At 41.8% G+C, this 15192-nt stretch carries 14 protein-coding genes and 1 pseudogene; 7 read left to right on the forward strand and 8 right to left on the reverse strand.

Annotated features, from left to right (window positions below):
* Positions 1 to 487: 487 nt before the first annotated feature.
* Positions 488 to 1786 (forward strand): annotated as a pseudogene (nrfA, locus tag OCU77_RS11470) (ammonia-forming nitrite reductase cytochrome c552 subunit); the annotation flags it as partial.
* A gap of 182 nt (positions 1787 to 1968) precedes the next feature.
* Complete coding sequence (locus OCU77_RS11475) at positions 1969 to 2610, forward strand: DUF642 domain-containing protein (protein WP_048900760.1); 642 nt, start codon at positions 1969 to 1971, stop codon at positions 2608 to 2610.
* A 90-nt stretch (positions 2611 to 2700) separates the two neighbouring features.
* Here the strand turns inward: OCU77_RS11475 and OCU77_RS11480 are convergent, their stop codons facing one another.
* From OCU77_RS11480 to amrS, 4 genes are all read right to left on the reverse strand, one after another.
* Positions 2701 to 3384 (reverse strand): TPR domain-containing protein, encoded by a 684-nt coding sequence (locus OCU77_RS11480; protein WP_048900759.1) that lies wholly within the window; start codon positions 3382 to 3384, stop codon positions 2701 to 2703.
* 196 nt (positions 3385 to 3580) lie between these two features.
* Positions 3581 to 4282, reverse strand: coding sequence for an MOSC domain-containing protein (locus OCU77_RS11485; RefSeq protein ID WP_048900758.1), 702 nt, complete (start codon positions 4280 to 4282; stop codon positions 3581 to 3583).
* 100 nt (positions 4283 to 4382) lie between these two features.
* Positions 4383 to 4709, reverse strand: coding sequence for a glutaredoxin domain-containing protein (locus OCU77_RS11490; protein WP_048900781.1), 327 nt, complete (start codon positions 4707 to 4709; stop codon positions 4383 to 4385).
* Positions 4710 to 4867: 158 nt separating this feature from the next.
* A complete protein-coding gene (gene amrS / locus OCU77_RS11495) occupies positions 4868 to 5965 on the reverse strand; it encodes an AmmeMemoRadiSam system radical SAM enzyme (protein WP_048900780.1) in 1098 nt (365 codons plus the stop codon).
* A 78-nt stretch (positions 5966 to 6043) separates the two neighbouring features.
* On the opposite strand from amrS, the gene amrB reads away from it, so the two are divergent.
* Both amrB and amrA read left to right on the forward strand, forming a co-directional pair.
* A complete protein-coding gene (gene amrB / locus OCU77_RS11500) occupies positions 6044 to 6892 on the forward strand; it encodes an AmmeMemoRadiSam system protein B (protein WP_048900757.1) in 849 nt (282 codons plus the stop codon).
* On the forward strand, positions 6861 to 7448 hold the full coding sequence (gene amrA / locus OCU77_RS11505) for an AmmeMemoRadiSam system protein A (protein ID WP_048900756.1): 588 nt from the start codon (positions 6861 to 6863) through the stop codon (positions 7446 to 7448). Before amrB ends, amrA begins: the two co-directional genes overlap by 32 nt.
* A 308-nt stretch (positions 7449 to 7756) precedes the next feature.
* Here amrA and OCU77_RS11510 read toward each other — a convergent pair whose 3' ends face one another.
* From OCU77_RS11510 to OCU77_RS11525, 4 genes are all read right to left on the reverse strand, one after another.
* The gene (locus OCU77_RS11510) at positions 7757 to 8812 is read right to left on the reverse strand and encodes a YadA C-terminal domain-containing protein (RefSeq protein ID WP_160314740.1); all 1056 of its coding nucleotides are present in this window, start codon (positions 8810 to 8812) and stop codon (positions 7757 to 7759) included.
* 290 nt (positions 8813 to 9102) lie between these two features.
* A complete protein-coding gene (locus tag OCU77_RS11515) occupies positions 9103 to 10275 on the reverse strand; it encodes a DUF3541 domain-containing protein (protein WP_084711899.1) in 1173 nt (390 codons plus the stop codon).
* A gap of 138 nt (positions 10276 to 10413) precedes the next feature.
* Complete coding sequence (locus OCU77_RS11520) at positions 10414 to 11493, reverse strand: endonuclease/exonuclease/phosphatase family protein (RefSeq protein ID WP_048900778.1); 1080 nt, start codon at positions 11491 to 11493, stop codon at positions 10414 to 10416.
* A 141-nt stretch (positions 11494 to 11634) separates the two neighbouring features.
* Positions 11635 to 12120 carry a hypothetical protein gene (locus tag OCU77_RS11525; RefSeq protein WP_048900754.1) on the reverse strand — a complete coding sequence of 162 codons (486 nt, stop codon included), beginning with the start codon at positions 12118 to 12120 and terminating at the stop codon, positions 11635 to 11637.
* Between the two features lie 313 nt (positions 12121 to 12433).
* Between OCU77_RS11525 and mobB the strand changes: the two genes are divergently transcribed.
* From mobB to OCU77_RS25215, 3 genes are all read left to right on the forward strand, one after another.
* The gene (gene mobB, locus OCU77_RS11530; RefSeq protein WP_048900753.1) at positions 12434 to 12955 is read left to right on the forward strand and encodes a molybdopterin-guanine dinucleotide biosynthesis protein B; all 522 of its coding nucleotides are present in this window, start codon (positions 12434 to 12436) and stop codon (positions 12953 to 12955) included.
* 390 nt (positions 12956 to 13345) lie between these two features.
* Positions 13346 to 13492: a hypothetical protein gene (locus OCU77_RS11535; RefSeq protein WP_160314739.1), complete on the forward strand. Its 147-nt coding sequence runs from the start codon at positions 13346 to 13348 to the stop codon at positions 13490 to 13492.
* Positions 13493 to 13952: 460 nt separating this feature from the next.
* On the forward strand, positions 13953 to 15050 hold the full coding sequence (locus tag OCU77_RS25215) for a methyl-accepting chemotaxis protein (RefSeq protein WP_048900752.1): 1098 nt from the start codon (positions 13953 to 13955) through the stop codon (positions 15048 to 15050).
* The last annotated feature ends 142 nt before the right edge of the window (positions 15051 to 15192 follow it).

Raw genomic sequence — 15192 nt, forward strand, 5'->3', positions numbered from 1 at the left:
TAAAAACTTGATCTCTCTTTTAAATAACCATTAAGTAGCATTGAAAATGAACTTTTAATGATTGAGATCAAATCTAAAAATAGTCTAATTGCATGAATTAGAAAGGAATATCTAAAAAACCTAACACTTAAGTATCAGATAGCATGTAAATACCCCTTTGGGGTTATAAGTGGGTATTTACTGGCAAACTCACAATGATGAAATAGCATTATTGATCCAAAACAAGTCGCCATTAACTTTTAATAACAACCTTACATTTTTTGTTATTATTTATTTTGGAACTCCAACTTTATTTGCATATTAGCCGCATTCACAACGCTTGGCTCTTTTTACAATAAAATCTGGAGTAATAACCGTGAGTAAAAAATGGACGCTAAATAGTGCCGTTACGGCAGCCATATTGTCAGCGTTTTGCTTTACAGGGAGTGCGCTGGCTTCCACTGAAACCGAACAAAAACAACAAATAGAACCGCGAAATCAAGTTTTTGCAGACGCTCATGCTGATCAGTATAAAAGCTGGGAAGCAACAAAAAACAGTGAAGAAATCACTGATGCCCTAAAAGAAGATCCTAATATGGTTGTTCTTTGGGCGGGCTATGGCTTTGCGAAAGACTACAACAAAGCACGTGGCCACTATTATGCTGTAACTGATGTTCGTGAAACCCTACGTACAGGCGGACCAAAAGACGAAAACTCAGGCCCTATGCCTATGGCGTGTTGGAGCTGTAAAAGCCCTGATGTGGCTCGTGTGATCGATGACCGTGGCGAAGATGGTTACTTTGCGGGTAAATGGGCTCGATTAGGCAGTGAAATCAACAATTCAATCGGTTGTTCTGATTGCCATGACACTAACAGTGAAGACTTCGCACAAGGCAAACCTGCTCTTAAACTTTCTCGCCCTTATGCAGAACGTGCTATGGAAACCATCGGCATGAAGTTTGAAGATCAATCTCGCTTTGATCAACAAGCCCAAACTTGTGGTCAGTGTCATGTAGAGTACTACTTCACAGGTCCTAACAAAAGTGTGAAATTCCCTTGGGACAAAGGCACCTCTGTTGATGAGATGGAAATCTACTACGACGAAATCGACTTCAAAGACTGGACGCATGGCGTTTCTAAAGCCCCAATGTTGAAAGCACAACACCCAGGTTACGAGACATGGCGTGAAGGTATTCACGGCAAGAACAATGTCGCGTGTGTGGACTGTCATATGCCAAAAGTACAAAACGAAGATGGAAAAGTATATACCGATCATAAAATCGGCAACCCATTCGACCGCTTTGAAGACACTTGTGCACAATGTCATACTCAAACCAAGGAAGCACTACAAGGTATTGTCTCTACACGTAAAGCAAGTGTCCTTGAGCTAAAACTAACCGCTGAGAAACAAATTGTTGCGGCACACTTTGAAGCAAAAGCGGCATGGGATGCAGGTGCAACAGAGCAAGAAATGGCACCAATTCTTCGTGATATTCGCCATGCGCAATGGCGTTGGGATTACGCAATTGCTTCACACGGCGTACACATGCATGCTCCAGAAGTTGCCCTACGTATTCTAGGTACTGCAATTGATCGTGCGACCGATGCCCGTACTAAGGTTGTACGCTTACTGGCAACAAAAGGAATTACTGAAGAAATTCAAATCCCTGATATCTCTACTAAAGAGAAAGCCCAGCAAGCACTTGGTATGGATATGGATGGTATGAATGCAGAAAAAGCGTCATTCTTAAAAACAGTTGTACCTGAATGGGACAAACAAGCAGAAGCACGCGAAGCTAAGTACTAATTTAGTAACGCTAGACCAACTGCAATTATTAAAAATCGGCACTTTAGCGTGCCGATTTTTTATATCTCTCGCTTATTAGCAATAACTTGTACTTTTCCACTCTCTATACAACAATTAAACAAATTGCACAGCAACCACTCGCTGTAAACTTGGTTGTTTTCTTATTTCAGGGAGAGAACACTATGGCGCTATTCAGATTACTTCGTATTAGCCTTTCTTTTTTCATCATTACCTTTGCATTAACCAGTCATGCCAACCTTATTACGAATGGTGGCTTTGAAGACATAGATGTACCAAATAATAGCTGGCGCTTTTTTACTCAAGGTACACCGAACCTTGCATGGCAAGGATCTAACGTAGAGATATGGGATTCCTTATTTGGTTTTGAAGCGTCAGAAGGTGAGCAATACGCAGAGCTGAATGCCCATCCAAACCAAGGCCAGTTTTCCATTTACCAAACCTTCGATACTGTCACTGGTGGTATCTACAATTTATCGTTCGATTACTCAGCACGACGCAATAATCGCAATGAACAATTTGAAGTCAGCGCAGGGGATTTTTCGCAGGTTTTGTCTAATAACATTCGGTTTAACTGGAATGATTTTGCAACAGAGTTCACCGCATTAGACACCTCGACCACCCTAACGTTTACTGCCCTAAATAGCGGGACATTAGGCAACTTACTCGATAATGTGGTTGTCACCACGGCCCGACTACCCATACCAGAGCCTGAGTTAATCTTTCCGCTTCTCTTACTTATCGTCTTTGCTACTTTGCGCTTTCAGTATCATAGAGTTCGTAAGTCACACCGTTTAAATCAGTAAAAGTCATCACGCTTCATACAAAAACGCCTGTTATTAACAGGCGTTTTGGTTGAAGTACAATTCTAAAGTTAGATAAATAACTAAATAACCTTACATCATTTTCTTCGCTCGATTGATCGCGGTAATTAATGCGACTCGGTCTGCATCAGGGTGTTCGCTATCAAGAATTTGTACCCAAGTATCTATCGCTTTCTGATAACGAGCAGACATAAAATACTCCGAGCCTAATAGGGTCAGCGCGGGAAAGTTATCAGTATCTAGTATCAGAGCACGATCTAATAAGTTTTGGATTTCGGGTGTTAAGCGCTGCCCATTTTTATAATATAGCGCCGTTGCCAAAGCCGAGTAAATATTCGCTTGAGGATCAACACTCAATCGCCTTGCATAATCAAAAGCGATGGTCGCTTCTTCGAACGCATTAACATACATATACGCATTGCCTAATGCGTACCATAACTCACCATCTTGTTTATCTTCTATAATTTTGGCTTGTATAGCTTCAATGCGCTGTTGATTCACCTCATCAGCAGATAAACCCGCAAATTCATTGGCTGGCTGCTCAAGGCTATTCGCTTTATCATTAAAACTAGGCGCACCTAAAAAGGCATAAGCTCCCATAGAGATAACAGCGAGGGATAAACTCAAAAGTATTGGCACAGTACGCGAACCCGATGGCTGAGTACGGGTATGCCACCAAACTAGCGTACTTACAACGATCATCATGACGATACAAATCGTTCCCCAAACCTCGACGCCACTTCCTTGTCCCAACATGTATCACCTACTTTCAATATTATAAATAAGATATATCACAGGCACATTAGAGCTATGCGAATGTGGATCAATTGATAAAAATAAAGGCAGCACTGAAGGCTACCTTTGTGATATTGATCATCTACTGCTGAACTTGAGAATTGACATCGTCATTCGGCATGGCTATGTCTACGCTGGAATTACTACGCCAATTTAATTACCCACGTAATTTACCCAATAAGCGATAATCCCACACCTCGACCTCACCCGTCGCAAGACGTTTCTCTGCGGTATCACGCCATTTTTGCGTCAGTTTTTCACTGGCGATAATTTTCGCTAAACCATCACGGTTCAAAGGATCATTGAAAAAGTAATCGGCAACTTGCTTTACAGTTAATGCTGTATCATCACGCGCTAGCAGTACCAAATTATCCTCGACACTAACGTGACCCGTTTTTATCACACGATACAACCAACCACAGTAACTGAGCTGCTGCATTTGATCAGACATACCCTCTGCATTCCAACGGATATTGAGCTTATAGCATGGTGACCGTGGCTGACTCACTTCAATAATCGCCTCGCCCCACTGGTAACGATCACCAATATGAACGTTATCTTCCATCATGCCTAAAGTACTGATGTTCTCCCCCATACCCGGCGCTTGCCAATCACGTTCAGGGTATTGTGTCTGCCAGTATGCATAATGCTCCGCTGGATATTGGTGAAGCGCACGTTCAGTACCGCCATGATGCTTAGGATCACCACATTCATCCCCCTGCAAACCTGTTTCAGACAGAAATAGGCGCTCTATCGCTTGCTGTTTATCCAACGCAGACTCGAAACCAAAGGTGGTATTTATTTTACCTACCGACACCTGCTGTACTTTAACCGACTGATCCTGCGTATTAGCTGCCATGTGTTTTTCCTTTGTCTTCGATGCTTATGTGCTTTTTGAATCTATATATTTCTACCAATACAAAAAAGGCCCCGATAAGGAGCCTTTCGCTGACTAAGCCTTACAGCTCAAAGTCACTCATATCAGCTTCTGCTGCATCATCTTGGCGTGCCAAGAAAGCAACAAGGTCATCATGACCACCAATATATTTACCATCTAGGATAATTTGAGGCACAGTACGAACCGTTGTATTTGCTACTTGCTCGATAAACGCGATCATTTCAGGCTTCTCAAGATCCTGACCAAGTACCAATGTTGTGTACTCGGTACCACGATCATCAAGAAGGTCCTTTGCTTTTACACAAAACGGGCAGCGTGGTTGAGTAATTACAAGATTGGTAAAACCAGATAGTTGTTCAATAGTCATTGATGGTGTTGATTCTGACATAGTATTACGCTCTGCTGTGGTAACAGTCTTCTGTTGAGGCTGACTTACATATTGATAAGCTACGTAAGATAAAGCAAAGCACAAGATGAGTAAAACATTACGCACTGAAAATAAACGTGACGTTAAGGCTGACATGTATGTCTCCGACTAGAACAAGATTATTCGCCAATTCTAATCGGTATTCTCTGACGACCAAAGCGCTTTTTGCTCGACGTAAAACGTCCATCAATATCACCACCACAATGTAAGCACTTTCCGTCCGCTGAAAGCTGATAATCACCTAACTGATACCAATCTCTTTCAATCACCCGCTGGTGACAATGAGGGCAATAGGTACTGGCACCTTTTACATCATGCACGTTACCGACATAAACATAATGCAACCCCTGTTTTATTGCTATTTCTCTGGCTCTTAATAAGGTTTCAGGTGGTGTGCGTGGCTTGTCAGTCATTTTAAAGTCAGGATGAAAAGCGCTGAAGTGAATAGGTATATTTGCCCCTAAATTATCGTAAACCCATCGCGACATCGCTTCTATTTCCGCTACGCTGTCATTTTCATTGGGTATCAACAAGGTGGTAATTTCAAACCAAACCTTAGTCTCATTCTTAAGGTATAATAATGTATCGAGTACAGGCGCTAACTGCCCTAAACATACCTTGCGATAAAAACGTTCAGTAAAGGCTTTTAAGTCAATATTCGCTGCATCCATGTACTCAAAGAAAGCTTTACGCGGCAAAGGATTAACATAACCAGCGCTCACAGCCACGCTATTAATCCCCAGCTCACGACAAGCCATCGCAGTATCACGGGCATATTCAAGAAATATCACAGGGTCGTTGTACGTAAAGGCGATACTCTCGCATTGATGTTGCTTTGCAGCCTGCGCTATCTGCTCAGGCATGGCTTGCGAACCTAATGTATCGACTTGACGAGATTTACTGATACTCCAGTTTTGACAGAACTTACACCCCAAGTTGCAGCCTGCGGTGCCAAATGACAGCACCGAACTACCAGGATGGAAATGATTTAGCGGCTTCTTTTCAATCGGATCAATACAGAACCCACTCGAACGCCCATAGCTGGTTAGTACAATTTGGCCGTGATAGGCAGCACGCACAAAACAAGCGCCGCGCTTACCTTCACGTAGCTGACAAAACCGCGGACACAAATCACATTGAACACGGCCATCATTCAATTGATGCCAATATTGGGTGCGAACAAACTGAGGAGGCGTAGGTATAGTAGGATTACTCATCACAATAAACACATCTTGTTGGCTTATAAGGAGTTTTTGTACCTATACTTACTATAGCTCTTTGAAGGAAACATGCTTATGAATATTCGCCACCCCGCTGTTGCAGGGCGGTTTTATCAGAAATCTCCTGCCCAGCTAAAAACGCAGCTGGAAGCTTGGTTATCGCCAGTACAACCCATAGAAACAACACCTTTAGCCGCTATACCGTCAGATCACGCCGTTGATCCTCACTTACCAACGGCAAATGCAATACGTGCACTGATTGTTCCTCATGCGGGTTATATTTTTTCTGGGCGTGTGGCGGCAAAAGCCTATCAAGCATTGCTTGATGTTGCAGATACCATTAAGCATGTCATTTTGATTGGGCCAAGCCACAGGTATTTTTTCCAAGGCTGTGCTTTACCGACAGCAGAGCAGTTTTCTACCCCACTTGGCAATGTCACATTAAATACACAAACAATTGCTACCCTAAGTGAGATAGAAGATTTTGAACTCTCAGAGCAAGCCCATGCGTTAGAGCATAGCCTAGAAGTACAACTACCCTTTCTTCAAACAGTACTGAGTAATTTCAGCCTATTACCTATATTAACGAGTAATGTATCACCTGCTAAATTAGCCAAATTAATTGATCCCTTATGGCAATCCAATGACACCTTATTAGTTGTCAGCAGTGATTTAAGCCACTTTCACCCGTACCACAAAGCGCAGCGTATAGATCGTAATACTTGCCATCTTATCGAGCACTTTGAGCCGACATTGACACCCGAGCAAGCGTGCGGTTCAACAGGGATTAACACATTATTATTATTGGCTAAACAGCGAGGATACCAGCTCACACGATTAGCATTAAACAACTCTGGCGATACTGCTGGAGATAAGGAGAAAGTCGTTGGATATGTCAGCTACCTCATATCAAACACTGAATAAAGGGGAATTAACCCAACTGTTAGACATTGCTCGCGAAGCGATTCGTGGTCACTTTTCATCAGGGTTACCTAAATCACCCGAATACAGTTTATACGGACGAAAATTACTCGCACCAGCGGCGTGTTTTGTCACACTTGAAGTCAATGGTCAATTACAAGGCTGTTTAGGCTCAACTGCCGCGCATTCGCCTTTAGTACTAGAAGTGCATAACAAAGCACGAGCAAGTGCGTACCAAGATCGTCGCTTCATGCCTCTAACTGAAGAGCAACTTAGTCAATTAACCATCGAAATTTCTGTGCTTTCAACGCCTGAAATTATCGACATTGACTCAGAACAAGCACTCGTCGATTTCTTAGCACAAAATAAACTCGGCCTTATTTTAGCGGATAACCACCAGCAAGCCCTTTTCCTACCGCAAGTGTGGAAAAAACTAAAATCACCGACCAATTTTATTAAGCAATTAAAACTGAAAGCGGGCTGGAGTGCTGATTACTGGTCAAAAACTATGACTGTCAAAACCTTTGATGTCACCAGTATTAAAGGAAAGTATTACTGAGTAGAGCACCGAATATATATTAAAGGGAATCTACGTATTCCCTTTTTATTTAAGCAAAAAAAACCGCCGCTGTAATTTTACAGGGCGGTGGTAGCAGTTGATATTCAGCGAACAACTTAAATCAATATGTTTAATCACATTGATTTAAGGTGTATTACTATTGTCATGACTGGCCTCTTTTTCCCGTAGCCAGAGAAAACGGGCAAACCTTGCAGGGTTTAAAAATGAACACTTCACGAAGTCTTCATTTTTAAAACTGTGCTGATTTTTATTATCCGAAACCAGCAAAACGGAAAGCTTAGGCTAGATTAGAAGCTGTAACCAACACCTGCACCTACAACCATATCTTTCTGGCTAAATTTGCCTTGTGCGTAAGCCATTGAGCCTTTAACAGAAATACCATTATCAAAGCTGTTAGACGCACCGATAGCGATAGCTGTAGAGCCATTAAAGTGACCCATGCCAGCACCTACTGTAAACTTACCAGCAACTGTAGGGATGTTCGCCATTGCAGCAACACCAGCAACACCGTTAGACATTTTGCCTTCGTTCTTATTCATACGGTCTTCCATACGATCTTGACGAGCAGCCATGTCAGAGAAGTTTTTCTCTAGACCATCAATGCGCTTAGTGTTGTCTTCGATTTTTGCAGTTGTGCGAGCGTATTCTTTCTCTACAACTTTCGCAGCGGCATCCATTTTAGCTTTAGTACGCTCAATGTCTTCACGAACATCAGGGGTAACGTTATCATCTGGACGCGGGTTAAAGTCATCTTCCTTAACGTCAACTTTGTTATTTATAGCATATTCAAAAGCTGCTTTCTTTTGCTCAGGAGTCATATCATTGTAAATTTCGGAAATTTCTTTGATATTAGCTCGATTAAATTCAACATCGCCAACTTTCACTGTTTTTCCAGCTTTAACTTGTTTAGCAATTTCTTGAGCCACAGAGTTTGCACGTTCAACATAATGATTATTTTGATCGTTGTTACGGTCTTGATTGTCAACATCTGGAAGATCTGGGATGTTGTGCTTTTCAACAAATTTGAATGTTTCAACGTCTCCACTTGATTTATTTTCGATTGTCCCCTTACCAGTGCGAGCGTCATATTTAACAACCGAAGCTTTAGACGTAACAGTAAAATCACCTTTGTGACCGTGTGTATCTACTTTCGCAACTACTTTGTTTTCACTATTAACTAGAACGTGACCACCTTTTCCATCACGCTTAATATCAAAGCCTGAGCTTTTCACTTCATCATAGGTAAGGCTGTAATCGAAATCACCATTAGGGTTAATAGCCGCAAGTGCAGAGCCAGCTGTAAATAATGATGCCAATGATAGGGCGATAATAGATTTTTTCATTTTGCGATTTCCTGCAAGATTAATATTAACAAATTGGTTTACCATCAAACCAACCTTGACGACGCGAATATTAACCACAAAAAAGTTCAACATCAACCCTTGCTCGGAGATCTATTTATAAAAAATCAACGGTTAAATTAAAAATCATTTTAAATCAACAACTAACACAAGAGAGAAGACCAAAACCAAAAAGATTTACCAATAAACAAATATAGCCAAGACAAATAAAAACCCCGGAAAAATCATTACCAGGGCTTCTGAGTGAGGGTGATTAAACAGGTTAAGTTAGATTATTTAACTACCAACCCATAGGGCACAGGGCTGAATATCTTCGGTTGATTTTTTACCGTTGGCGCAACGTGCGGCTTCTGCCAATCCAATAACATAATGGCTAGTACGTTACGGTGTTCACCGTGCACTAATCCAAAATCACCATCAACCGATGGCACCATACCTTTTTCTTTATTAATGGAAGATTGAATGGCCTTGCGCATTGCGAGCACCACAGGATCATCGTCTTGACCTGCCAATAAGAAGTTAATGCCGACTTCGGCTAATACATCTTCTTTAGAGCGCTTTAAAATAGTATCGACATTTTTACGGTAATAGTCGTAAATCCATTGGAAATCACTTTCTTTAATTGGATGCTGGTAATATTCGCTGGCAGCAAAAATAATATGAGTCATGCCGTAGATTTTATTCATGTACTGCTGATCGGTCAGTGTACTGTCTAAGCTATCTGGGTAGGCTTGTTTGAATGCCACAATAAAATCATCAACCACATCTTGCTCACCTAATTGGCGCAACCAATAAACTTGGTTAGCAAGCTGAGCTGCCCACGCGTGGATCATCTCGGTATCTGTGGCGTATTTTTTGAAATCATAGCGACGAATAATTTCTCGCAGTTTTTGGTCATCTTTGTGCTGTAAACCATATTCGTTAGCACGTGCCATAGACCCTAGTAAACCAACACCAAGATAAATATATTCAGGCATTTTCTTGGTTGCAGCATAACGACGCTGACTACGCTCATCTTTATCGCCAATGTATTCAGCAAGACGTTTTTGCGAATACGTTGCGATCTGTTCAGGTGTATTTAGCTCATAAGCGACAGTATTAAGTTTACTGGCTACTCTCGCCATATCTGCCCATATCGCAGATTGATATTTGGGATCGAGTGTTTGGCGGTACATACGCAAACCATAGTGACCCATTTTAAAGGCTGGTAATGTATAGAGCTGAGGTTCATACGTATTTCTGATCAACTGCGCTGACTGTGCAAAACTTCCCGTCACAGCCAGTTGTTCATCATTATGTGAAGGTGTAGTTTGAGCGATTAAGGCAGATGATGTACTACTGGCTTCATTATGCTGCTCAGTCTGCTTTCCTGCATAACTTGGTGAAATAACAAGCGCCGAGGCCAAAGCAAAAATAGACGCTAACCGGCTTATTCTGAATTTCATATGTATCCCTCATAGTAAGCAATGCGCTAATCACAGCGTTATATTGCTAAGCTATCAGTGATAATACTTTAATTCGTCAAATCTATGTAAATCATTAATCGATTTACCAGTATTAATTCACAAGCTAAATAACTGATCCTATATCCTAATATCAACCCACACCATACGGTGATCCGACCCAGCTTGTGCCCGCTCTCGCCCTTTTTCATCAACCACGAGTGGACGCATAGGATCTTTTCGATCTGGCCAGAATACACCGCTCTTTAAGACCCTAAGGTCATGTGAAGGCAATACATAATCTAAGCGTAAGCCTGATAAATGAGTCCATTCTGATGCCCGGCCATTACGTGGTTGCCAAATTCGAGCAAATCGGCCTCCCACACTTTTCGGTGTTTTCTTACCACAACTGACAGAACGATTGACTCGAGCATGATGAAGTAACTGTTTTATTGCGCTTTTGCTGCCATCACCATCGACAGGATCTGCATTTAAATCCCCCATCACGATAAACGAATCAGTTGACGCTAATCCCGTTTGAACACCTTTATCATCATAGAGGTAATCAGCATTATCGATAATATCAACCAGCAAACGAAGCTCATCATGATTACGGCGTAAGTTACGCTTTTCTTCACCGTCAAAAACAGGCGGAGTAGGATGACAACACAGTAATTGCAACGTGCGATCACCGACAACTACAGGTAGGGAGATATGATTTTTAGATGATAAACGAAAGACCTTTTGCGCTTCGGCACTGTAATAGGCCGCTGGCATTTGGTTACCTGGCATATCACGCCATAAGAAGTGCTGCCAGCTACGTAACTGACTCTCATCAATAGGATAACGCGATAAAATAACAAAACCATAATGGCCATGATGATCACCAAACCCATAGCCATCTTCAGGCAAGGTACATTGGTTATCACCATTAAAATCAACCTCGCTCAATAAGCCAGTATTACTCGGTGGTAAGTAGCGATATGGATAATCGATTGGCAGGGTTTGTTCATCCAAATTGCTTTGTTGAGCGACAGCTAGGTAATGTCGACAAAAATTATCTAATGCGCCATCATCACCGCCGTCACCATGATGGTCAAATTCGCAAAGTAACAGAATATCTGGGCGTACATGCTGGATAATCGCCGCAATTTTTTTAAATCGCTCTGTAACAGGGCTGGCTGTTTGCGCCAAAATTTGCCCAGCCGTAGAGTGAGACATGGCAGCATTAAATAAAGCGACACGTAAAGAAGAAGACAAAATGAAGGTTCCAGCAATGAAGATAAGCGCATTATAGCGCCCATCTTGCTGATTTTTATAATGCAATTACGAATAAAGCAGAATGTCACTCATGGGGGACACTTAATCAACCAATTGTGAGATTGCTAAGCGAATTTGATGGGCATCATCCATCGCACGGTGTTTAGTTGGCCCTTGGGCTTCAAGTGCTAATTGAAAACTCGCTCGCTCAATGCCGTTTTCGTGCAATAGCCAATGCCCCACTTCGGTTAACGTAAACGATGGGCGCATATGAGCGGCATGATATAAGCGACCAAGCCAAAATAAATCCCACTGGCTATCGCAAAATACAAACTCAAATTTCCCTAAGACTTTATTCAGATGCTGGCAAACTTCCACCACTTGCTCACCTTTTATCTCTATTTCACGGCGGGAAAGATGGTGGATATGGCTTTCAGCATAATCGTCCCAATAGTGCCAAACATCGCTTGATGACAATGGGTTGATCAACAGGCTTTCTCCAGAGCCGTCTGGCAAAGAGTAACCGACTTCAATTGGATAGGATTGATCAGATAAGCCTGAGGCTTCAAAATCTAATGTTGCCCACATTACACGCTCCCTGCTGTATGAGATGGTTGTGCTGTTATACGCGAAACATCCGTTATCTCGACATACCACAACATTTTGGTTGAATCGGGTATCTGGTACTACACCTTTCCATCCTGTTACCCAGTCGCTATTGGCATTAGATTCAATGAGAGAATCCCCGCTAGCTCTATTCTAAATGTAGTATTGATCTTAATGGCTATGACAATTTATTCAGTAAAACTCGATCTTAAGACAAAAACTGTAGCGGGTCATAGAAAGAGAGACGCCCACTAGATTACACTCAAGCAGATTTAAAAATACAGAATGATTTCCTATGACTCCGACTCTTGGTTTTGCCGGCTACAGTGGCTCTGGTAAAACAACATTACTTGAAAAACTAATCCCTTTATTACGTGCAAAAGACCTACGTATCGGGCTACTTAAGCATAGCCACCACGATATCGAACCCGACAAACCAGGAAAAGACAGTTATCGACTCCGTCATGCGGGGTGCCAACAAACTTTACTCGCAACTCAAAAGCGCCATATGCTGTATTTCGAGTATCCAGAAGAAGACCGTTGTGAGCCTGAATTAGACCAGTGTTTAGCACAGCTTGATCATTCAAAACTCGACCTAGTCCTCGTCGAAGGCTTTCGTGATCAACCCATACCTAAAATTGAAATCCACCGTCCAAGTTATGGGAAACCTTTTCTACATTCTCAAGATAAACACATTATTGCCATTGCTAGCGACACAGTGATAAAACCAACTCGCAATAGCCTCCCTCAACTCAACCTGAATAAGCCCGAGGAGATTGCCACCTTCATACTACAATGGATAAAAAATGACATGTAATGCCAATTGAGCTAAGTATTCAGTCAGGCAATATCGCTAAATACACGGCAAAAGTTCTTGCTGTCGGAAAGATGGCTTAGGATCAAATTAGATCTATCGTGATAATCCGTGATCAATAAAGCGTGCGAATAACATCAATACGCACGCTTCTACCACTACTATTCACTCTCCTCCCCCTAGATACGGCTGAAAATGTAGACGCAAATCACGCTATTGTGTAATCTTCGCGCTTATTTTTCGCTTCTCATCGCTTTTGATAGCAGCGTTTTGTGAGCTACGCCCTTTAGCTCCTCCTAAAAATTCTTTTATGAGGCTGATGGTTTTTCCACCAACCCATCGCAAAATAACGACATAACAACGAATAAATGACACAAGAAGAGAATACGAACCATGCCTATTTTTACCCAGTTCCACGATGATATTGAAGCTTGCGCACACAATGAAACCACGACTCATCAGTCAGAAATGGAAGTTGCACGGCAAGCATTGGTTAAAAGCCATCAGCTATCAGGTGGTATCGATCTCATTGAAGATTAATACCACGGTTAACATCGCCCATATACCGTATGGCGCTTACATCTCCGTAACAAAGCGCCATTTGCCTCTTCTTTGTACTCTTGATAATACCAAGCAACATACCAACTCTACTTTGCCTTTTTACCTACTCGCCCCAAACCTTTAAGGTTAGATATAAAACAATAAAAGCATCAAGGTCGACATTTATAACGAGCACTTACGCCACCAAGGCTCAACTACACATCCTCATTGGCTCAGCACTTTTCTTCATATCTTATAAAATACCGAATAGATTACACCACTCGCTTTTTTACACTGTTTTTAATAAAATGATTCAATATAACCCATAATGATGCTGTTAGAGCCTTCCCCATTAAAAACTATTGATTAAACAATAGAAAACAAGGCTGTAACTTTTTATTAAATAACAAACAAAGCACAAAAGCGTCATTAATAAAACGTGCACGACAGTAGATAATTTATGTTTAACTTTGCTTGCTTTAAAAAGAACGATGAAACCGATACACAGCTTACTGCGCTTGAATCTAAACTCGCAGAGCAACAACGTACTAATGATGAGTTAGAGAAAGAACTGATCAACCAACAAAATACGCTAAGTGCTCAGCAAGAATCAGTGGTAATGCAACGAGAGTTCACCAATCAACTACTACATTCAGTCTCTCCGTTAGAACATATTCGCGGCAACATCGCCAATGCCGCTGAAAATCTTAAACTTTACTTAGAACAACATGTCACCGAAAACCGAGACGGCATTGCTATTCTCAATGTGTTTCGCGAAACCTTAAATCAGCTTATTACGCAGATTAATATGAGCGGCGATTCACTTGAAGCCCTAAAAGGCAACTCAGAGGACATAGGTAAGTTTATTGTTACTATTAACAATGTATCTGAACAAACCAACCTATTGGCACTCAATGCCGCCATCGAAGCGGCACGAGCAGGTGAACATGGTCGTGGTTTTGCTGTAGTAGCAGATGAAGTCAGAAAGTTAGCGCAAAACGCAAGCGAAGCTGCTAGCCAAATTCAAAACGTTGTCGGTGAGATTAGCAATAATACTCAGTCTTGCAGCCAAAGTGCTGAGTTCATCGAAACCCAGTGCTCTCAGCTCCATAATGAGATTGAAGAGCTGGTCAACATTGTGACTTTATTGATTGAAAAGTCAGACGAACTTCATCGACTGGTGGATGAAAGTTACTCCTCGATTTTTTTACGCCTAGTGCAAATTGACCATGTTGTTTGGAAGATTAATATTTATCAACGCATCCATAACCGTGAATTTGCTAATACTGATGTTGTCGATCATCATCAATGCCGCTTAGGGAGTTGGTACTATCAAGGGGCAGGCAAACAACTCTTCACAAGCTGCCGTTCATACCAATTATTAGAAAAACCCCATGCCGAGGTACACACTTACGGCAGAAAAGCATTAAAAGCCTTTGCAGAAGGGAACGACAGTGAAGGTATGGCGTTTATGGCGAGCATGGAAACGGCAGCAGATACTGTGATTGCTCTGCTCAACGATTTAGAAGGTGAAATGGCTAAAGTGAAACAGCAATAGTCACAATCTTTCAGCATCAGCCAATAAGAGCCTGCATCTACAGGCTCTTATTGGCAATTAGTAGTAAATAGCGGCTTTCACCATAATGTCATAAATCAGTAAATTATTTGACATGAAATCAGTGTCAAATGTGCGACATAAC

The sequence above is a fragment of the Photobacterium swingsii genome, assembly GCF_024346715.1.
Taxonomy (GTDB): Bacteria; Pseudomonadota; Gammaproteobacteria; order Enterobacterales; family Vibrionaceae; genus Photobacterium; species Photobacterium swingsii.